A 19,616-nucleotide genomic window follows, 5' to 3' on the forward strand; every position below is an offset into this window, starting at 1 on the left:
CGCCCGAGCTGCCGGCTCCGAGGCCCGAGGCGCCGGCGCCGGGGAACGGGACGCGACGCCCGACGGCGAGGACGCGCCGCGAGCCGAAGCACCCGAGCCGGCCCGAGTCGCGCCAGCCGCACTGGGAGCCCCGGACGCACCCGAAGAACCACCAGAGGCACCGGCAGCACCGGAAGCGCCGGCAGCACCCGACGCGCCGGCGGCCGACCCGGCTCCGGCGCCTCCAGCGAACCACCCGCGCGTCGCGGCGGAGGCCCGCGCCACCCAGCCACCCCGATCAGAGCCGCGCGAGGACGAGCCCGCCGAGGACGGTCCCCCCGACGACGACGAACCCCCCGACGACGAACCACCAAGCCCGGCGGACGACCCGCCGGAGGACTGAGCCCCCGCAGCCCCCGAACCGCCTCGCGCGGCACCGGCACGCGACCCGCGCTCACCCCCGAAGGCCTCGGTGCGCGCGCCCGACCCAGCGGAGGGGCTCCGGGTCAGCCCGACGATGCTGCCGGTGTCGCCGCCGGCGGCGTAGACGTCGAGGGCGGCGAGGATGTGCTCCTGCCGAGGCCGATCCGCGGCCACCGGCCGCAGGCCCGCCAACAGCACCGGCCGCAGCCGCTCGTCGACGCCCGTGAGATCGGGCTCCCCGCGCCGCACGCGGTGCAGCACCGTCTCCAGCGGGCCCTTGCCGAACGGCGGCCGCCCGGTGGCGGCGAAGAGCAGCGTGGCCGCCCACGCGAACCAGTCGGTGGAGGCGTCGACGGGATGCCCGTCGAGCAGCTCCGGAGACAGATACCCCGGCGTGCCCATGACGAGCCCGGTGCTCGTCAGCCGCGCCTCGTCGGCGACGTGGGCGATGCCGAAGTCGATGACGACCGGCTCGCCGTGGGGCATGAGCACGTTGCCGGGTTTGAGGTCGCGGTGCACGACGCCCGCGGCGTGGATCGCGCCGAGCGCCTCCGCGAGTCCCCGCCCGAGCCGGGCGAGCCCGTCGGCGCCCATCGGCCCGTTGGTCGCGACCCAGGAGTCCAGCGGGTCACCCGGCACATAGCGGGTGACGACGTACGGGCGCGGGCCCTCGGGGTCGGCGTCGAGCACGGGCGCCACCCGCGGGTGCTGCACGCGGCGCAGCGTCGAGACCTCCCGCGCGAGCCGGGCCCGGGCCACCGCGTCGTGCGCGACGTGATCGCGCAGCACCTTGATCGCCACCGCGCGGCCGCGCTCGTCGAGGGCCAGGTGCACGACCCCCATGCCGCCCTCGCCGAGGCGCTGCACGAGCCGGTACGGCCCCAGCCATTGCGCGGGCTGCTCGTCACCCGACTCCCGCGGCACCGCGCCGAGCACCTCCGTCGGATCATGTCGGAACGGCGCGTGCGTGCCCCGCCCGCGCTGTTCCTGCGGCACGCTGCTCACATCCACCCCTCGCCGGCTTGCTGGCCCCGCCGCGGTCGCGGCGGAGCGCCGATCCCACAGGACCGTCCACGAACAGGACGATCCACATCCCGTCCACGGTTCCGGCACGGACCGGGCCGCGCCAGGGTAGACCGCGCGCCCGAGCCCTACCTGAAAACGAGCGGGGCACGCCGATACCCGCGGGCGTCGGCGCAGGTCGACGGGCTCTGCCCCCGGTTCCCGGGCGCTGCGGGACACCCGCACCTAGGATGACAACGTCATCTTTCGCCCCTCCGAGGAGTTGAGCTCTTGTCATGAGCGAAGAGACGTACTCGTTCGTCATCGCCGCCAACCGACTGCCCGTCGACCGGGTCACAGGAGACGACGGACAGGACGAGTGGCGTCGCAGTCCAGGCGGTCTGGTCACCGCCATGGACTCGGTCATGCGGGGACGCGAAGGCGCCGCGTGGGTCGGCTGGGCCGGTGAGGCCGGCGAGGCCCCCGAGCCGTTCGAGGACTCCGGGATGCATCTGCACCCGGTCGCCCTGTCGGAGCAGGAGGTCGCCGACTACTACGAGGGCTTCTCCAACGACACCCTGTGGCCGATCTACCACGACGTCATCGTGCCGGCCACCTTCCACCGCCGCTGGTGGGACGCCTACCGCAAGGTCAACGAGCGGTTCGCCCAGGCCGTCGCGCAGGTCAGCGACGAGGGCGCCACCGTCTGGGTGCACGACTACCAGCTGCAGCTCGTGCCGAAGTTCCTGCGCAAGCTGCGCCCCGACCTGCGCATCGGCTGGTTCAACCACATCCCGTTCCCGCCGGTCGAACTGTTCGCCCAGCTCCCCTGGCGCGGTCAGATCATCGAGGGCCTCCTCGGCGCCGACTACCTCGGTTTCCAGCGCGCCGCCGACGCCGGCAACTTCTTGCGGGCCACCCGCCAGCTGCGCGGGCTGTCGACGCGCCGCGACATCGTCAAGAGCCCCGACGACGGGCGGTGGGTGCGCGCCAGCGCCCTGCCGATCTCCATCGACTTCGCCGACCTCGACGGCCTCGCCCGCCAACCAGAGGTCATCGAGCGCTCCCACGAGATCCGCGCCCAGCTCGGCGACCCGAAGGTGCTCATGCTCGGCGTCGACCGGCTCGACTACACCAAGGGCATCCGGCACCGGCTCAAGGCCTACCAGGAACTGCTCGACGACGGGCACTACTCCCCACCCGACGTCGCCCTCGTGCAGGTGGCCGTGCCCAGCCGCGAGCGCGTCGCCGCCTACCGCCACCTCAAAGACCAGATCGAGGGCACGGTCGGCAGCATCAACGGCGAGTACTCCACCGTCGGCGCCTCGGCGGTGCACTACCTGCACCAGTCGTTCGACCGGGCCGAGATGGCGGCGATGTTCTCGGCGGCCGACATCATGCTCGTCACGCCCCTGCGCGACGGCATGAACCTCGTCGCCAAGGAATACGTCACCTGCCGCCACGACCTCGGCGGAGCCCTCGTGCTGTCCGAGTTCACCGGCGCCGCCCACGAACTCACCGCCTCCTTCCTGCACAACCCGCACGACATCCAGGGGTTGAAAGACACGATCCGGCGGGCCGTCGAGGCCCCGACCGGCGAGAAGCGGCGGCGCATGCGTTCGCTGCGGCGCCGGGTGCGCGAGAACGACGTGCAGCACTGGGCCGAGCGCTTTCTGCAGGCCCTGGAGTCCGCGCCCGAACACCCCTCGGGCTCCTCGTAACCCGGGCCGCCCGATCGGTTCGTCCACCCGCATCGACAGGAGACCGACATGCTGCCCCGCGAGCTGACCGCTGCCCTGACCAGCGCGGCCCGGCGCGACATCGTGCTGCTGGCCAGCGACTTCGACGGCGTGCTCTCGCCGCTGCAGGACGACCCGCTCGCGTGCCGGCCGGTGGCCGGTTCGGTCGAGGCGCTGCGGGCCGTCGCCGAGGAGCCGGGCACGACCGCCGCGCTCGTCTCCGGCCGCGACCGCCAGACCCTGTCGGCGATCTCCGGAGTCGGTGAGCTCGCCGACGACCCGATCATCCTCATCGCCAGCCACGGCGGCGAGAGCTCGCGGCCCGACCTCGTCGTGCCCGCCGACCTCGACGAGACCCGCCAGGCGCTGTTGGCGCGGCTGCGTGACGGCCTCGACGAGGTGGCCGCCGACCACCCGGGCGCCCGCGTCGAGGTCAAGCCGACCTCGGTCGTGCTGCACACCCGCGGCATCGACCCGGCCATCGCCGCCGACGCCCACCGCGCCGGACAGGCCCTCGCGGACGGCCTCACCGGAACGCACGCCATGGCCGGCAAGGACGTGCTCGAGCTGGGCGTCGTCGAGATGAGCAAGGGCGTGGCGATCACGCAGCTGGCCGGCTCCCTCGGCGCCGACGCGACGATCTACTTCGGCGACGACGTCACCGACGAGATGGCGTTCGCGATGATGGCGCCCGAGCGTGGCGACGTCTCCGTCAAGGTCGGAGCCGGTGAGACGGTCGCCGCCTACCGCGTCGACGGCATCCCCGACGTCGTCGAGGCGCTGCAGCTGTTCGCCCGCGAGCGCACCAGCCGCGGCTGACCGCAACGAGCCGCGAGCAGCCGCAACGAGCCGCAACGAGCCGCGGCTAACCGCGGCGAGCCGTCGAGCCGGGCGGGGCGGTCGAGCCGCGCACGACGAACTCGCTGCGGAAGACGAGTTCGGCGCGCGCCGCGGGGTGCCCGTGGATCTCGTCGAGCAGGGCCGCCACGGCCGCGTGGGCGATGCCCGGCACGTCCTGGCGCACGGTCGTCAGCGGCGGGTCGGTGAAACCCATGAGCAGCGAGTCGTCGTAGCCGACGACCGAGACGTCGTCGGGCACCCGCAGACCGCGTGCCCGGGAGGCGGCGACGGCACCGAGCGCCATGAGGTCGCTGGCGCACACGACCGCCGTGCAGCCGCGCTGAAGCAGCACGTCGGCCGCCTCCGCACCGCCCTCGACGGTGAACAGGGTCTCGGCGACGAGTTCGTCGACATCCCCCTCCCCCGCGCGCTGCGCCATGGCCTGGCGGAACCCGGTGAGCTTGCGCCACGCCGGCACGAACCGCAGCGGCCCGGTGGCCAGGCCGATGCGCCGGTGCCCGAGCCCGACGAGGTGCTCGATGGACTGGGTCATCGCCCCGATGTCGTCGTCGCTGACGAACGGCGCGTCGATGCCCTCGCGGTACCCGTTGACGCACACGATCGGCAGCGAGCGCTCGCGCAGCCGCTCGTACCGTTCGGTTCCGGTCGTGGAGTCGGCGTGCAGGCCGGAGACGAAGATCATTCCGGAGACGCCGCGCTCCCCGAGCATCTGCACGTAGTCGTCCTCCTCGACGCCGCCGGGCGTCTGGGTGCACAGGATCGGCGTGTAGTCGCGCCGGGTCAGCTCGTCCTCCATGGCCTGGACGTAGGCGGGGAACACCGGGTTGGTCAGTTCCGGCACGACGAGGCCGACGAGTCCGACGCTCGCGCGCCGCAGCTTGGGGGGCCGGTCGTAGCCGAGCAGATCGACCGCCGCCAGCACCGCCGTCCGTGTGCTTTCCGACACACCGGGTTTGGCGTTGAGCACCCGGCTCACGGTGGCCTCGGAGACCCCGGCGCGGGCCGCAACGTCGGCGAGTCGTGGTGCGCGCATGGGTTTCTCCTGCTGGTGGGCCGTCCGTCGCTGGTCGGCGGGCTAGGCGCAGCATCCCGCACGAGGGCCGGAGGCGCAACCGGCTTGCACATTTCTTGCTGCAAGAAGTGGCGCAAGTGGGCGTGCAAGATCTTGCAGGAATGCTACTGTCGTCTCCCACAGACGAGGTTACTCGCCGGTCACCTGGGTGCCGTGCGCCCACGTCCCGACGCGACACACGAGGAGCTCATCGCCATGCGACGAAGCATGCAGGCCACCGCCCTGATGACCACCGCCCTACTCGCCCTCACCGCCTGCGGCAGCGGCGGTGGATCGGGCGCGTCCCAACCCCAGGAGCAGCAGACCGCGTCGGCCACGACCGCCGACCCGTCCTCGGTCTCCGGCGAACTGACGTGGTGGGACACCTCCGACGCCGCCAACGAGGCGCCGGTGTTCAAGCAGATGATCGCCGAGTTCAACAAGACGTACCCGAACGTCAAGATCAACTACCAGTCGGTGCCGTTCGCCGAGGCGCAGAACAAGTTCAAGACGGCCGCCGCCGCCAAGTCCGGCGCACCCGACATCCTGCGCGCCGAGGTCGCCTGGGTGCCGGAGTTCGCCTCCCTCGGCTACCTCTACAAGCTCGACGGCACGAGCCTGACGCAGGACATGGACGACTGGATGACGGCCCCCAAGGGCTCCACCCAGTTCAACGGAGGCACCTACGGCGTGCCGCAGGTCACCGACACCCTCGCCCTGCTCTACAACAAGAAGCTGCTCAACGACGCGGGCGTGCAGCCGCCGAAGACGTGGGACGAGATGAAGACCGCCGCGGCGACGATCAAGTCCAAGACCGGCAAGGAGGGCGCGTACCTCAACCCGGCCGGCTACTACCTGCTGCCGTTCATCTACGGCGAGGGCGGTGACCTGCTCGACGTCGCGAACAAGAAGATCACCGTCAACGCGGCCCCGGCGGTCGCGGGCGTCACGAAGGCCCAGGAGCTGCTCGCCGCCTCCGGCTTCGTCAAGCCGCCGGCGACCGAGGCGTACACGGCGATGACCGACGCGTTCAACGCCGGCAACGTCGGCATGATCCTCCAGGGTCCGTGGGAGGTCGCCGGCATCACCAAGGCCAAGGGCTTCGGGGGCGCGGAGAACCTCGGCGTCGCCCCGGTGCCCGGCGGGTCGCAGCGCGCCGGTGGCCCCGTCGGCGGTCACGACTACGTCGTGTACTCCGGCATGGACGAGTCGAAGGCCGACGCCGCGATGGCGTTCATCTCGTTCATGTCCAGCGCCGACACCCAGGCGAAGATCGCCGACCAGCTCGGCCTGCTGCCCGCCCGCACCTCGGCCTACGACAAGGTGACCAACCCGATCATCAAGGAGTTCCAGCCGGCGACGGACGTCGCCGTCGAGCGCGCGTGGATCCCGCAGGGCGGTCAGCTGTTCGGCCCGCTCGACCAGGCCGCGACCAAGCTCATGGTCAACCGCGCCAACCCGCAGGCCACGCTCGACGAGGTCGCCCAGAAGTACAAGTCCGAGGTCGTCACCGACTACACCCTCGACTGATCAACCGTCCCGGCCCGACGCGATCCCCCTGGCGTCGGACCGGGGCCCCGTCCGCCCCGGAGGGCACTCATGAATCGGGTCCGTGCGCTGTGGAGCAAGCACTGGTACGCCTGGGCGTTCGTCGCACCGGTCGTCATCGTGCTCGCGGTGCTGGTCTTCTACCCCCTGGTCCAGGGCATCTGGCAGTCGTTCACCAACCTCACCGAGGCCAACCAGGCCGCCCAGATCTGCGAGCGCACGCTCGGCGGCGGGCAGACCTGCGTACCGAACCCCGACCAGGCCCGCTTCGTCGGCCTGCAGAACTACGTCGACCTGCTCACCGGGCGCGTCGGGGAGTTCTGGCACCAGCTGACGATCACCCTCATCTGGACCGCCAGCTGCGTGTTCCTGCACTACACGCTCGGGCTCGGCCTGGCCGTGCTGCTGCACCGCGAGATGCGCTTTCGCAGCATCTACCGCGTGCTGCTCATCCTGCCGTGGGCCGTGCCGGCGTTCGTCTCGGCGTTCGCGTGGAAGTTCATCTACGACCGCGACGCCGGCGTCATCAACGCGGTGATCCGCGCGTTCGGCGGGCAGAGCATCGACTTCTTCGACAGCGTGCCCAAGGCGCTGGCCGCGGTCATCGCCGTCAACGTCTGGCTCGGCGTGCCGTTCATGATGGTCGCCCTGCTCGGCGGGCTGCAGTCGATCCCCGGCGAGCTCTACGAGGCCGCCGAGATGGACGGCGCCTCCCCGTGGCAGCGGTTCGTCAACGTCACGCTGCCCGGGCTGCGGCCGGTGTCGAACTCGGTGATCCTGCTCGGCACGATCTGGACCTTCAACATGTTCCCGATCATCTTCCTCGTCAGCCGCGGCGGCCCCGCCGGCGGCACCGAGATCCTCGTGACCGGCGCCTACCGCGCCGCGTTCGAGGGCATCCGCAACTACGGGTTCGCCGCCGCCTACGGCGTCGTCATCCTGTCGATCCTCGTGCTCTACTCCATGGTCTACAAGCGGGTGCTGTCCCGTCAGGGAGAGGTGTGGTGAGATGACCCAGCCCGGCATCACGCAACCGGCCGCGCTCGGCGGAGCCGGACCGGCTCCGGCGCCACACGACGTCGCCGCCGCACCGGCGGCGCAGGGCGCACCCGGCCGGCCCGGCTCCTCGTTCGGGAGGCTGACCCGGCACCGCCGCGGGCACCGCTCCCCCGCCGCCTCGATCGGGTTGCACGCGGTGCTCATCGTCGCCAGCGTCATCGCGGTCTTCCCGATCGCGTGGATCGCGCTCGCCTCGGTCAAGCCCGCCGGCGAGATCGCCTCCCTCGGGGTGCCCTCGAGCATCACGCTGGAGAACTACCAGCGGCTGCTGACCTCCACCGACTTCGTCACCTGGTTCCGCAATTCCGTTGTCGTGGCGGCGTTCACGATGATCATCGGGATCACCATGTCGGCCACGGCCGGGTATGCGATCTCGCGGTTCAACTTTCCGGGCAAGCGCTCGCTGATGTGGACCTTCCTCATCACGCAGATGTTCCCGGTGTCGATCCTCATCGTGCCGATCTACACGATCATGAGCCGGCTCGGCCTCATCAACACCCACGTCTCGCTCGTCATCGCCTACTGCACGATCGCGGTGCCGTTCTGCACGTGGATGCTCAAGGGCTACGTCGACTCGATCCCCCGTGAGCTCGACGAGGCCGCCGCGGTCGACGGGCTCGGCCCGTGGGCCACGTTCTGGCGGGTCATCCTGCCGCTGGCCCGCCCGGGCCTGGCGGTCACCGCGTTCTACACCTTCCTCACCGCGTGGGGCGAGGTCGCGTACGCCAGCGCCTTCATCAACACCGACAACCGCTACACGCTCGCCTACGGCATGCAGATCTTCGTGCCCCGGCCACCGGCGCTGCCGCACTGGGATCTGCTCACCGCGGCGGCCGTGCTCATCACGATCCCGGCGGGCATCGTGTTCTTCTTCGCCCAGCGCCACCTCGTCGCCGGGCTCACCGCCGGATCGACCAAGGGCTGAGATGTGGCGCTGATCGGTGTGTCGCGCAACGAGCAGCTTGCACGACACACCTGGCAGCGGCGAAAGTAGCCCTTACGCCCCGACGACGGGGCTCTTCGTTCGTCGCGACGCGGCGAACGCCGCCTTTACAACGGATCGTCCGGCACGTTCCTGCCGGTGAAGGAAAGGACAACGACGTCATGGCTACGGTCAAGTTCGACAACGCCACCCGCATCTACCCGGGTAACGACAAGCCCTCCGTGGACAACCTCAACATCGACATCTCCGATGGTGAGTTCCTCGTCCTCGTCGGCCCCTCCGGGTGCGGCAAGTCCACCAGCCTGCGGATGCTGGCCGGCCTCGAAGAGGTCAACGGCGGCAAGATCTGGATCGACGATCGGGACGTCACCGATCTGTCTCCCAAGGACCGCGACGTGGCCATGGTCTTCCAGAACTACGCGCTCTACCCGCACATGAGCGTCGCCGACAACATGGGCTTCGCCCTGAAGATCGCCGGCGTCGACAAGGGCGAGATCCGCCGCCGCGTCGAGGAGGCCGCCAAGATCCTCGACCTCACCCAGTACCTCGAGCGCAAGCCGAAGGCCCTCTCCGGCGGCCAGCGCCAGCGCGTCGCGATGGGCCGCGCGATCGTGCGCGAGCCCAAGGTCTTCCTCATGGACGAGCCGCTGAGCAACCTCGACGCCAAGCTGCGCGTGCAGACCCGCACCCAGATCGCCTCACTGCAGCGGCGCCTGGGCATCACCACCGTCTACGTCACCCACGACCAGGTCGAGGCCATGACGATGGGAGACCGGGTCGCCGTGCTCAAGGACGGCCTGCTCCAACAGTGCGACAGCCCGCGGCGCATGTACGACCACCCGAACAACGTCTTCGTCGCCGGCTTCATCGGCTCCCCGGCGATGAACCTGTTCGACGTGCAGATCGTCGACGGCGGCGTGAAGTTCGGGAGCCTGACCCACCCGGTGGAGCGCGACATTCTCGCCAAGGCGCAGGGCGACCACGTGACGCTCGGCGTGCGGCCCGAGGACCTCGACCCGACCACCGGCGACGGCCTGCCGATCGTCATCGACGTCGTCGAGGAGCTCGGCGCCGACGCCTACATCTATGGCAACCTCGAGGAGGGCCCGGTCGACAAGCCGATCATCGCCCGCGTCGACGGCCGCCGGCCCCCGATGAAGGGCGAGACCCTGCGGTTCGCTCCGAAGGAAGACCATGTGCACCTGTTCGACGCGCAGAGCGGCGTGCGCCTCTGAGCCGATCGAGCCGATCGAGCCGGCTGACACCCTGACTGAGCCGATCGAGCCCTGACTGAACGAGGGGGCCGCACCCGCGATCCGGGCGCGGCCCCCTCGCCGTGTCAGCATGGATGGGTGCCGCTTCAGATCACCGCCAACCGCCCGGACCCCGCGCTGTTCGATCTGCCCTGGTCGACTCCGTTGGAGGAGTGGGACGCCCGCTATCTCGCCGCGCTGCCTCGCGGCATCTCCCGGCACGTCGTGCGCTTCGTGCGCGTCGGCGACCTCGTCATCGCGGTCAAGGAGATCAAGGAGGAGATCGCGCGCGGCGAGTACGAGTTGCTGCGCTCGCTGCGCCGCCTCGACATGCCCTCGGTCGTGCCGTACGGCATCATCAGCGGGCGCAAGGCCGCCGACGGCACGCCGCTGGACGCCTGCCTCCTGACCCGGCACCTGGAGTTCTCCCTGCCCTACCGCGCGCTGTTCAGCCAGCGGCTGCGCCCCGACACCGCCAAGCGGCTGCTCGACGCCCTCGCCGTGCTGCTCGTGCGGCTCCACCTGGCGGGCTTCTGGTGGGGTGACGTGTCGCTGTCGAACACGCTGTTCCGGCGCGACGCCGGCTCCTTCACCGCCTACCTCGTCGACGCGGAGACGGGTCAGCTGCTGCCCGCGCTGAGCAACGGCCAGCGCACCCACGACCTCGACATCGCCCGCGTCAACATCGCCGGTGAGCTGATGGACCTCGCCGCGGGCGGCGTGCTCGAGGACGAGGCCGACCCCATCGAGATCTCCGAGAACATCGTGCTGCGCTACGAGCAGCTCTGGGAGGAGCTGACCGGCGTCGAGCGCTTCGAGACCGGAGACCGATGGCGCGTCGACGAGCGGATCCGCCGGCTCAACCAGCTCGGCTTCGACGTCGACGAGCTGGCGATGACCACCGACGTCGACGGCACGTCGATCCAGATCCAGCCCAAGGTCGTCGACGCCGGGCACCACAGCCGCCGGCTCATGCGGCTGACCGGGCTCGACGTGCAGGAGGGCCAGGCCCGCCGGCTGCTCAACGACCTCGATTCGTTCCGGGCCGGCGAGAACCGCCAGAACGAGAGCGAGGAGATCGTCGCGCACGATTGGATGACTCGGGTCTACGAGCCGATCGCCCGCAACATCCCGCGCGACCTGACCCACAAGCTCGAGCCGGCCCAGGTGTTCCACGAGGTGCTCGAGCACCGCTGGTACCTCTCGGAGAAGGTCGGCGGCGACGTGACGACCGAATGGGCGTTCGCCGACTACCTCGCGCACGTGCTGCCGACCAAGCCCGACGAGGAGTCGGTCGTCGGCATCGACACGATGGCGCTGCCGGTGGTCGCCCGCCGGAGCGGACCGCACACAACAGCGTGAGGTCAGGCCCGCGAATCAGCGACGGCGGCGGGCGATCTCGTACAGCGCGACCCCCGCGGCGACGCCGGCGTTGAGCGACTCCATGCCGGCCGACATCGGGATCGAGACGATCTGATCGCAGGTCTCCCGCACGAGGCGGGACAGGCCCTTGCCCTCCGAGCCGACGACGACGACGAGCGGCTCGGTGGCGAGCTCGAGGTCCGGCAGGTCGACGTCGGCGTCCATGTCGAGGCCGACGACGAAGTACCCCGCCCGCCGGAAGTCCTCCAGCGTGCGCACGAGGTTGGTCGCCTGGGCCACCGGCACCCGGGCGGCGGCGCCGGCGGACGTCTTCCACGCCGCCGCGGTCATGCCCACCGACCGCCGCTCGGGCAGCACGACGCCGTGCCCGCCGAAGGCCGCGACCGAGCGCACGATCGCGCCGAGGTTGCGCGGGTCGGTGATGCCGTCGAGCGCCACGACGAGCGGGGTGCCGGGCCCCTCGGGGTCGTGCAGATCGGCCGGCTCGCGATATCGGTAGGGCGGCACCTGCGCCGCGAGCCCCTGGTGCACGGACCCGTCGGTGAGCCGGTCCAGCTCCCCGCGGGGGGTCTCCAGGGTGGGGATCGAGCGCTCCGAGGCGATCTTGAGCACCTCGCGCACCCGGTCGTCGACCTCGATCCGGCCCGCCACGTAGAGGGTGGCGACCGGCACCTGCGCGCGCAGCGCCTCGACGACCGCGTTGCGTCCGGAGATGATCTCGTGCTGCGAGCGACCGCGCGGCCCCGGCGAGCGCGCGCTGCGGGCGGCGTCGCGACGCACCCGGGCCGCGGCCGCGGCCTTGTGCGCCTTGTGCGCGACGCGGTCCTCCGCCTTCGGCGTGGGCCCGCGGCCCTCCAGGCCCTTACGGCGCTTGCCGCCGCTGCCGACGGTCGCGCCCTTCTTCGACTTCCGGCGGGTCGCCCCGCGGCGCTGGGAGTTACCGGCCATCAGCTCGTTGCTCCTCGCCTGACTCGCATGCCTGCCATCGCGCCTGTCATTCGGACTCCCGGGCCAGCGACCAGCGCGCCCCACCCGCGGTGTCCTCCACGGCGATCCCGGCCGCCTTGAGCCGGTCGCGAATTCGATCGGCGGTCGCGAAGTCGCGGGCCCGACGGGCCGCGGCCCGCTCCGCCAGCTGTTCCTCGACCAGGTTACCCAGCGCGTCGGCCGCGTCGGAAGCGCCGCCACCGGACGTCCACTGGGCGTCCATCGGATCGACGCCGAGCACCGCGGTCATCGCCCGCACCTCGCGGGCGGCCTGCCGCGCGGAGTCGGTGTCGCCCTCGTCGAGGGCGGTGTTGCCGGCCCGCACCCGGGCGTGCACCACGGCGAGCGCGCCGGCGGTGTTGAGATCGTCGTCCATCGCGTCACGGAACTCTTCCGGGATCGCGGCGGCGTCGATCTCGCCCGGCTCGTCGCGCAGGGCGCGCTGCAGAAAGCCCTCGATGCGCTCGACCGCGGCTTCCGCCTCCGTCAGCGCGCCGGGGTGAAACTCCAGCGTGGAGCGGTAGTGCGAGCCGCCGATGTAGTAGCGCACCGCGAGCGGCCGTGCGGTGCGGGTGATCTCCGGCACGCTCATGCCGTTACCCAGCGACTTGCTCATCTTCTCGCCGGAGGCGGTCAGCCACGCGTTGTGCAGCCAGTACCGGGCGAACCCGTAACCGGCGGCTCGCGACTGGGCCTGCTCGTTCTCGTGGTGCGGAAACCGCAGGTCGACGGCGCCGCCGTGGATGTCGAAGGTGTCACCGAGGTACTTGCGCGCCATCGCCGAGCACTCCAGGTGCCAGCCGGGTCGGCCGCGGCCGTACGGCGTCGGCCACGTCGCCGACTGCGGGTCGCCGGGCTTGGCGCCCTTCCACAGCGCGAAGTCGCGGGGGTCGCGCTTGCCGCGCGGGTCGGCGTCGGAGGCGGCCTCCATGTCGTCGATCGCCTGCCGGGTGAGGCTGCCGTACTGCGGGTAGGAGCGCACGTCGAAGTACACGTCACCGGAGTCGGGGCCGTCGGGGTCGGCGGCATAGGCGTGCCCGCGCTCGACGAGCCGGTCCATGAGCTCGACCATCTCTGGCACGTGTCCGGTGGCGCGGGGCTCGTAGGTCGGGGCGCGCACGCCGAGGGTCTCCAGCGCCTTGGTCGTCTCCCGCTCGAAGCGGTAGCTCAGCGCCCACCACGGCTCGTCGTTCTCCGCGGCCTTGCGCAGGATCTTGTCGTCGATGTCGGTGACATTGCGCACGAACGTCACCTCGTAGCCGTGCCCCAGTTCCAGCCAGCGGCGCAGCACGTCGAAGGCCACCGCGAAGCGCATGTGCCCGATGTGCGGCGTACCCTGAGTGGTGAGCCCACAGACGTACATGCCCACCCGCCCCGGTGTCAGGGGCTCGAACTCTCGGAGCTCTCCGGCGGCGGTATCGAACAGACGTAGACTCACGCCCCGCAGCCTACAAGGCGGGCGCGCCGCACCGAGCAGCGCCGGAATCGCGGCGACGGCGCGTGGCACCGGCGCACCAAAGACCGCGCGGCCCGACACGTCACCATTGCGGCGCGTCGTCCTCGTCGACCGGAGCCTGACCGGGCAGGCCCGCGAGCAGCTGCTGCAGGTCCCCCCAGACGAGGCTGCCGGGGCGCGGCGCGAAGACCGTCGCGCCGTCGGGGCGGCGCCGGACGACGTACTGGCCGGCCCCCTCGACGCCGACGTACTCCAGGTGCGTGCGCGTCGGCACCCCCAGCGACGGGTTGGCGTCGTCGGGGCCCTCCGGGCGGCTGATCGACCACCGGGTCCACGGCCGCGACCACAGCCAGACCAGGCCGTCGTCGGCGCCCACCGGCAGGGCCGCGGTCTCGTCGGCGATGCGCGCCCGCACCGCGGTGTCGGGCACCTCGTGCGGGGCGTCGTAGTTCCACGTCGGAGCCAGCCCGCCCCAGCGGGCGAAGACCAGCGGCAGCGAGCTGACCGGCACGACCTCGAAGGTCAGCGACCCGCGCGGCGTGCGGTCGGGGTCGACGTCCAGCGGCAGCTCGCCCTCCTCGACACCGACGACGGCCACCTCGTAGCCCGCGCAGATCCACGCGCGGCGCACGCCGCGGGCGTCGGTCGCGCGCATCGTCAGCGCGGTGCGCTCCTGCCCGAGGTCGGCGCGGATCCGCCGCGTGCGCTCGGTCGCGTCGCCCGATTCGGTGAACCAGCCGTCGGCGACCAGCTCGGCGCGGGCCGGCTCCGCGGCCCAGACGCCGTCGTCGTCGAGCTGCCCGCACAGCAGGCCGAGCAGCCGATCCGAGACGACCGGGCTGCTCAGCCGGCGGCGCGGCGCGGCGTGCAACGGACTGAGATCCTCCAGGCCGCCGAGCGCGACATCGTTCACCGTCGCGTCGTTCACCGCCGCGTCGTTCACCGTCGCGCCCCGCTCGTGCGGCGCAGACGCGCGACGATCGTGGCCACCGTCTCCTCGATGAGCAGCAGTTGCGACAGCGCGCAGTCGACCTCGATGCGGATCGTGCGACCGCGATCGACGAAGAGATAGACGTCGTGCGCGAGGGTGAGCATCCCGTCGAGGTGGGCGCTCTGGATGTAGCGGCCGTCGCCCCACTGCGGGTGCGGCCAGAGTTCGCAGTTGACGAGCAGCGCGTCCGGATGCGCCAGCTGCAGCTCCTTCATGAGCCGCAGCGAGGCGGTCTCGATGCTCTCGCCGCCGGGCTCGACGACGACGCGAACGGTCGTGTCGGTGCCGTCGATGCTGATCGGGCCCTCGAACGCGAGGTCGGTTCCCGGCTGCTCGCGCCGGGACCAGCCGGCCGGAGTGGTCCCGGCCAGTTCGATCGAAGCGCGACGTGTCACTACCTGCATCATGCGTGTCCCTCCCCCTAGTCAGCAGACGAAGGAGGCATCCCGCTCGCCCACCCCCCCAGGTGGCGCGATCGAGTGGGTCCCGCCGGACCCGTAGCCTCGTTCGTGGCGGACGAGGCGCTCATGGCCCCGGCCGCCCGCCTCCCGCGCGGTGGTCGCGGCGCACGATCTCAGTCTCGACCGTGCTCGGCTCCGGGTGGAGCCTCGCCGCGCCGGCCCGTCGGGCGACGCTTGTGATAGCGCTGTTAAGACTGCAACAGCCTGCGGACGGAGTCCAGCGGTTCTGAACACATGTCTCGGTCGTTCGACCGTCTACCGATCCATCGACGCGCGCGCTCGACGCCGAACCGCCGGAAATCGCGCACGGACCAGCCGAATTGGCGTTGTTACGACATGCTCCGCATGTATTTATATGGGATAAGTCACAGTCACGCGTCAGGTGCTTCCCGAGCCTGCGGAAGCGCCCTGTCGATCACCGAGTCCGTCTGCGCCAGAACCACATTCACCCTCGTGCGCCCCCCATGGCCGAAGGCTGCCTTTCGGTCGAGGGCTAGGGCTGTAGCCGGAGCCCCCGACCGAAAGGGCAGCCTTCGGTCGAGTGGGAGGCGGGGACGGGACGGGCCGGGAGGGGCGGGGTGGGTCAGTGGCCGCGGTCGATCCACGCCTGGCGGGAGGGGGCCTCCTCGCCGATGGTCGTGGCGTCGCCGTGTCCGGTGAGCACGAGGGTCTCGCTGGGCAGCGTCAGGAGGCGGTTGCTGATCGAGTCGATGATCGTGCCGAAGTCGCTGAACGAGCGGCCGGTGGCGCCCGGGCCACCGCTGAACAGCGTGTCACCGGTGAAGACCGTGGCCAACTCGGGCACGTGGAAGCAGCAGGCGCCGGGCGCGTGCCCGGGCGTGGGCAGCACCCGCAGCTCGAGGCCGGCGACCTCGAACGTCTGCCCCTCGGTCAGCTCCTGCTCGGGGTCGGCGTCGAAGACGTCACGGAACAGGAACCAGTCGTCGCCGTGCAGGTAGCGGTCGGCGCCGGTGGCCTCGCGCAGCGCGTCGGAGACCTTGATGTGGTCGTCGTGGCCGTGCGTGAGCAGGATCGCCGTCACCGTGCGGCCGGCCACCGCCTCCAGGATGGGGGCGGCGTCGTGCGCGGCGTCGATGACGATGCACTCGCGGTCGTCGCCGATGAGGTAGACGTTGTTGTCCACGTCCCACGTGCCGCCGTCGAGGCTGAATGTGCCGGAGGTGACGACGCGCTCGACGCGCACGCCGTCGACGGAGGCGGGGGTCTGGATCAGGTCGGCGCTCACAGGACCACCACCGAACGCAGCACCTGGCCGCCGTGCATCTTGTCGAACGCGGCCTCGACGTCGCCGATGCCGATGCGTTCGGTGACGAACGCGTCGAGGTCGAACCGGCCCTGTCGGTACAGCTCGACGAGCATCGGGAAGTCGCGACTCGGCAGGCAGTCGCCGTACCAGCTGCTCTTCAGCGCGCCGCCGCGGCCGAAGACCTCGATCATCGGCAGCGTCAGCTGCAGGTCGGGGGTGGGGACGCCGACGAGCACGACGCGGCCGGCGAGGTCGCGGGCGTAGAACGCCTGCTCGTAGGTCTCGGGGCGGCCGATCGCCTCGACGACGACGTCGGCGCCGAAGCCGCCGGTCAGCTCCCGGATCTTCTCGACCGGGTCGTCGGTCTTGGCGTTGACCGTGTGGGTGGCGCCGAACTGCTTGGCCCACTCCAGCTTCTGGTCGTCGACGTCGACGGCGATGATCGTCGTCGCGCCGGCCACCTGGGCCCCGGCGATCGCGGCGTCACCGACGCCGCCGCAGCCGAAGACGGCGATCGACTCGCCGCGGCGCACGCCGCCGGTGTTGACGGCGGCGCCGAACCCGGCCATGACCCCGCAGCCGAGGAGACCGACCGCGGCCGCGTCGGCCTCCGGCACCTTGGTGCACTGGCCGGCGGCGACGAGGGTCTTCTCGCAGAAGGCGCCGATGCCGAGGGCGGGGGTGAGCTCGGTGCCGTCGGTGAGGGTCATCTTCTGGGTGGCGTTGTGGGTGGCGAAGCAGTACTGCGGCTCGCCCTTCTTGCACGCGCGGCACTCGCCGCACACGGCCCGCCAGTTGAGGATGACGAAGTCGCCGGGCTCGACCTCGGTGACGCCCTCGCCGACGGCCTCGACGACGCCGGCGGCCTCGTGGCCGAGCAGGAACGGGAAGTCGTCGTTGATGCCGCCCTCGCGGTAGTGCAGGTCGGTGTGGCACACCCCGCACGCCTGGATCTGCACGACCGCCTCGCCGGGCCCGGGGTCGGGCACGATGATGTCGACCAGTTCGACGGGCGCCTTCTTGGAACGGGCTATCACTGCCTTGACGGTGCTGGGCACGCTACCTCCTGGATGCCTCCGCGCGTCGAGGCCGGGCCCGACGCGTCGTCTCGTAGTTTCATGACGGTTTCATGACGTCGTTGCGGCCAGGCTAACGGCAGCGGGCGACCTCACGCAGACTGGCCTTCCGGCCGATTCGGCGCCCGACCAGCTTCGGGTGCCGCCGGGGGAATCCCCGCTGCGACAAGCGCGGTCGCGATGGCCGCCACGCCCTCCCCGCGGCCGGTCAGCCCGAGGCCGTCGGTGGTTGTGCCGCTGACGGAGACGGGCGCGCCGCACGCGCCGGACAGCGCGGCCTGGGCCTGCGCCCGGCGGGTGCCGATCTTCGGCCGGTTGCCGATGACCTGAACGGCGATGTTGACGATCTCGAAGCCCTCCGCGCGCACGAGCCGCGCCGCCTCCGCGAGCAGGGCCACGCCCGAGGCGCCGGCCCACTGCGGGCGCCCGGTGCCGAAGTGGGCGCCGAGGTCGCCGATCCCGGCCGCCCCGAAGAGCGCGTCGCAGGCCGCGTGGGCCGCCACGTCGGCGTCCGAATGCCCTTCCAGGCCGGGCTCCCCCGGCCACAGCAGGCCGGCGATCCACAGGTCGCGGCCGCGCTCGGGCGGCGCGAACGCGTGCACGTCGGTGCCGATGCCGACCCGCAGCCCGGCGGCGGGCGATCGTCGCTTGTCGTCGGTCGTCTCGTCGGTCATCGCGGCACTCCCGCGCCGGCGCACAGGCGTTCGGCGCGCTCGAGGTCGCCGGCATCGGTGATCTTGAAGGCGAGCGGATCGCCGTCGACGACCCGCACCGGCAGACCGAGGGCCTCGACGAGCGCGGCGTCGTCGGTGGCCTGGCGCCCGTGCCGGTGGGCGGCGGTGATGACGTCGAGGCGGAAGCCCTGCGGAGTCTGTACCGCGCGCAGGCCGGAACGGTCCGGGGTGTGCGTGACGAGGCCGTCGGGGCCGACCTGTTTGATCGTGTCGGCGACCGCGAGACCGGGCACGACCGCACCGTCTCCGGCCTCCAGCGCGGCGACGACCCGCTCGAAGACGGCGGGCGGGGTCAGGCAGCGCGCGGTGTCGTGGATGAGCACGTGATCTGGGGCGATGTCGCCCAGCTGCCCGAGCCCGGCGTTGACGGAGTCGGAGCGCTCGGCGCCACCGGCGACGACCCGCACCAGTTCGGTCTCGTGGGGCGCGAGCAGCGCGAGGGTCTCGTCGAGCCGATCGGGCGGCGCGACGACGACGACCCGCAGCAGGTCATGACCGCCGGAGACGGCGAACGCCTGGTCGAGCGCCCACCGCAACAGCGGGCGTCCGGCCAGGCGAACGAAGGCTTTGGGGCGATCGGCCCCGAGGCGCGTGCCGGAACCGGCCGCGACGAGGATGACCGCAACGCTCAGGAGGCGAGCACCTCATCGAGGATCGACTCGGCCTTGACCTCGTCGGTCTTCTCGGCGAGCGCCAGCTCGGAGACGAGGATCTGACGGGCCTTGGCCAGCATGCGCTTCTCGCCGGCGGACAGGCCGCGGTCCTTGTCGCGGCGCCACAGGTCGCGCACGACCTCCGCGACCTTGATGACGTCGCCGGAGGCGAGCTTCTCGAGGTTGGCCTTGTAGCGGCGCGACCAGTTGGTCGGCTCCTCGGTGTGCTCGGCCCGCAGCACCTGGAACACCCGGTCGAGACCGTCCTGGCCGACGACGTCGCGCACGCCGACCAGATCGCAGTTCTCGGCGGGGACCTCGATCGTCAAGTCGCCCTGGGCGACCTTGAGGACCAGATAGAGCTTCTCCTCTCCACGGATGGTGCGGGTCTTGATCTCCTCGATGAGGGCCGCACCATGGTGCGGGTACACAACGGTTTCGCCGACCTGGAAGCTCATATGCTTGTTTTCCCCTTTCGCGACCTCCAGACTACCACGTACCAGGCGCCCGGGGAACTCGACCCCGGATCATTTGCGCTGGTCAAGGCCCACATCCCGAGGAAAACTGTGGACTTGCGCGGGGTTGACATCGACCCGACGGGACAGTATTGCACGACCGTCCATAACGGATATTTCAGACTCGCGGCGGAGGGTCGAATGTCCGATCGGGCGAGGGTGGACGCATGCGGATGGGGTCACTCCGCGGACGCTCCCGCCGCCGGGGCCGCCGACCGCACTGCCGGGCGCACCG

At 71.4% G+C, this 19,616-nt stretch carries 18 protein-coding genes; 7 read left to right on the top strand and 11 right to left on the bottom strand.

Annotated features, from left to right (window positions below):
* The coding region (locus PINTE_RS23950) for a serine/threonine-protein kinase (protein WP_245642949.1) at positions 1-1,407 on the bottom strand (1,407 nt) is incomplete at its 3' end.
* A gap of 293 nt (positions 1,408-1,700) precedes the next feature.
* On the opposite strand from PINTE_RS23950, the gene PINTE_RS13730 reads away from it, so the two are divergent.
* Together PINTE_RS13730 and otsB are read left to right on the top strand one after the other, a co-directional pair.
* Positions 1,701-3,125 (top strand): alpha,alpha-trehalose-phosphate synthase (UDP-forming), encoded by a 1,425-nt coding sequence (locus tag PINTE_RS13730; protein WP_068431698.1) that lies wholly within the window; start codon positions 1,701-1,703, stop codon positions 3,123-3,125.
* Between the two features lie 48 nt (positions 3,126-3,173).
* The gene (otsB, locus tag PINTE_RS13735; protein ID WP_068431702.1) at positions 3,174-3,962 is read left to right on the top strand and encodes a trehalose-phosphatase; all 789 of its coding nucleotides are present in this window, start codon (positions 3,174-3,176) and stop codon (positions 3,960-3,962) included.
* A gap of 46 nt (positions 3,963-4,008) precedes the next feature.
* Here the strand turns inward: otsB and PINTE_RS13740 are convergent, their stop codons facing one another.
* Complete coding sequence (locus tag PINTE_RS13740) at positions 4,009-5,037, bottom strand: LacI family DNA-binding transcriptional regulator (RefSeq protein WP_068431705.1); 1,029 nt, start codon at positions 5,035-5,037, stop codon at positions 4,009-4,011.
* A 234-nt stretch (positions 5,038-5,271) separates the two neighbouring features.
* Between PINTE_RS13740 and PINTE_RS13745 the strand changes: the two genes are divergently transcribed.
* The 5 genes from PINTE_RS13745 to PINTE_RS13765 all read left to right on the top strand — a co-directional run bounded on the left by PINTE_RS13745 (position 5,272) and on the right by PINTE_RS13765 (position 11,220).
* Entirely contained in the window at positions 5,272-6,585 is a 1,314-nt protein-coding gene (locus PINTE_RS13745; RefSeq protein WP_068431741.1) for an extracellular solute-binding protein, read from the top strand.
* A gap of 69 nt (positions 6,586-6,654) precedes the next feature.
* On the top strand, positions 6,655-7,611 hold the full coding sequence (locus PINTE_RS13750) for a carbohydrate ABC transporter permease (RefSeq protein ID WP_068431709.1): 957 nt from the start codon (positions 6,655-6,657) through the stop codon (positions 7,609-7,611).
* A 1-nt stretch (position 7,612) separates the two neighbouring features.
* Positions 7,613-8,587: a sugar ABC transporter permease gene (locus PINTE_RS13755; RefSeq protein WP_084343598.1), complete on the top strand. Its 975-nt coding sequence runs from the start codon at positions 7,613-7,615 to the stop codon at positions 8,585-8,587.
* A 179-nt stretch (positions 8,588-8,766) separates the two neighbouring features.
* Positions 8,767-9,840, top strand: coding sequence for an ABC transporter ATP-binding protein (locus tag PINTE_RS13760; protein ID WP_068431713.1), 1,074 nt, complete (start codon positions 8,767-8,769; stop codon positions 9,838-9,840).
* 117 nt (positions 9,841-9,957) lie between these two features.
* Entirely contained in the window at positions 9,958-11,220 is a 1,263-nt protein-coding gene (locus tag PINTE_RS13765) for a DUF4032 domain-containing protein (RefSeq protein ID WP_068431716.1), read from the top strand.
* 15 nt (positions 11,221-11,235) lie between these two features.
* Here PINTE_RS13765 and rlmB read toward each other — a convergent pair whose 3' ends face one another.
* The 9 genes from rlmB to PINTE_RS13810 all read right to left on the bottom strand — a co-directional run bounded on the left by rlmB (position 11,236) and on the right by PINTE_RS13810 (position 19,324).
* On the bottom strand, positions 11,236-12,189 hold the full coding sequence (gene rlmB, locus PINTE_RS13770) for a 23S rRNA (guanosine(2251)-2'-O)-methyltransferase RlmB (RefSeq protein WP_068431719.1): 954 nt from the start codon (positions 12,187-12,189) through the stop codon (positions 11,236-11,238).
* 46 nt (positions 12,190-12,235) lie between these two features.
* On the bottom strand, positions 12,236-13,666 hold the full coding sequence (cysS, locus tag PINTE_RS13775) for a cysteine--tRNA ligase (protein ID WP_068431722.1): 1,431 nt from the start codon (positions 13,664-13,666) through the stop codon (positions 12,236-12,238).
* A gap of 100 nt (positions 13,667-13,766) precedes the next feature.
* Complete coding sequence (locus PINTE_RS13780; RefSeq protein ID WP_157087252.1) at positions 13,767-14,612, bottom strand: hypothetical protein; 846 nt, start codon at positions 14,610-14,612, stop codon at positions 13,767-13,769.
* Between the two features lie 11 nt (positions 14,613-14,623).
* Positions 14,624-15,070 (bottom strand): hypothetical protein, encoded by a 447-nt coding sequence (locus tag PINTE_RS13785; protein WP_068431728.1) that lies wholly within the window; start codon positions 15,068-15,070, stop codon positions 14,624-14,626.
* A 649-nt stretch (positions 15,071-15,719) separates the two neighbouring features.
* Positions 15,720-16,382, bottom strand: coding sequence for an MBL fold metallo-hydrolase (locus PINTE_RS13790; protein WP_084343599.1), 663 nt, complete (start codon positions 16,380-16,382; stop codon positions 15,720-15,722).
* Complete coding sequence (locus PINTE_RS13795; protein WP_068431731.1) at positions 16,379-17,461, bottom strand: S-(hydroxymethyl)mycothiol dehydrogenase; 1,083 nt, start codon at positions 17,459-17,461, stop codon at positions 16,379-16,381. The genes PINTE_RS13790 and PINTE_RS13795 overlap by 4 nt, the downstream gene beginning before the upstream one ends.
* A 110-nt stretch (positions 17,462-17,571) precedes the next feature.
* On the bottom strand, positions 17,572-18,153 hold the full coding sequence (gene ispF / locus PINTE_RS13800; RefSeq protein WP_068431751.1) for a 2-C-methyl-D-erythritol 2,4-cyclodiphosphate synthase: 582 nt from the start codon (positions 18,151-18,153) through the stop codon (positions 17,572-17,574).
* The gene (gene ispD / locus PINTE_RS13805; RefSeq protein WP_068431734.1) at positions 18,150-18,845 is read right to left on the bottom strand and encodes a 2-C-methyl-D-erythritol 4-phosphate cytidylyltransferase; all 696 of its coding nucleotides are present in this window, start codon (positions 18,843-18,845) and stop codon (positions 18,150-18,152) included. Before ispD ends, ispF begins: the two co-directional genes overlap by 4 nt.
* Positions 18,842-19,324 carry a CarD family transcriptional regulator gene (locus PINTE_RS13810; RefSeq protein WP_068431738.1) on the bottom strand — a complete coding sequence of 161 codons (483 nt, stop codon included), beginning with the start codon at positions 19,322-19,324 and terminating at the stop codon, positions 18,842-18,844. The genes ispD and PINTE_RS13810 overlap by 4 nt, the downstream gene beginning before the upstream one ends.
* Positions 19,325-19,616 lie beyond the last annotated feature (292 nt).

This window comes from Piscicoccus intestinalis NBRC 104926 (genome assembly GCF_001515525.1).
Taxonomy (GTDB): Bacteria; Actinomycetota; Actinomycetes; order Actinomycetales; family Dermatophilaceae; genus Kineosphaera; species Kineosphaera intestinalis.

Excerpts from the sequence above, each read along its gene's own strand:
- PINTE_RS13730 (WP_068431698.1), top strand. The coding sequence starts at position 1,701 with ATGAGCGAAGAGACGTACTCGTTCGTCATCGCCGCCAACCGACTGCCC.
- PINTE_RS13740 (WP_068431705.1), bottom strand. The coding sequence starts at position 5,037 with ATGCGCGCACCACGACTCGCCGACGTTGCGGCCCGCGCCGGGGTCTCC.
- PINTE_RS13810 (WP_068431738.1), bottom strand. The coding sequence starts at position 19,324 with ATGAGCTTCCAGGTCGGCGAAACCGTTGTGTACCCGCACCATGGTGCG.
- PINTE_RS13750 (WP_068431709.1), top strand. The coding sequence starts at position 6,655 with ATGAATCGGGTCCGTGCGCTGTGGAGCAAGCACTGGTACGCCTGGGCG.
- PINTE_RS13755 (WP_084343598.1), top strand. The coding sequence starts at position 7,613 with ATGACCCAGCCCGGCATCACGCAACCGGCCGCGCTCGGCGGAGCCGGA.
- rlmB (WP_068431719.1), bottom strand. The coding sequence starts at position 12,189 with ATGGCCGGTAACTCCCAGCGCCGCGGGGCGACCCGCCGGAAGTCGAAG.
- PINTE_RS13760 (WP_068431713.1), top strand. The coding sequence starts at position 8,767 with ATGGCTACGGTCAAGTTCGACAACGCCACCCGCATCTACCCGGGTAAC.
- ispF (WP_068431751.1), bottom strand. The coding sequence starts at position 18,153 with ATGACCGACGAGACGACCGACGACAAGCGACGATCGCCCGCCGCCGGG.
- PINTE_RS13745 (WP_068431741.1), top strand. The coding sequence starts at position 5,272 with ATGCGACGAAGCATGCAGGCCACCGCCCTGATGACCACCGCCCTACTC.
- otsB (WP_068431702.1), top strand. The coding sequence starts at position 3,174 with ATGCTGCCCCGCGAGCTGACCGCTGCCCTGACCAGCGCGGCCCGGCGC.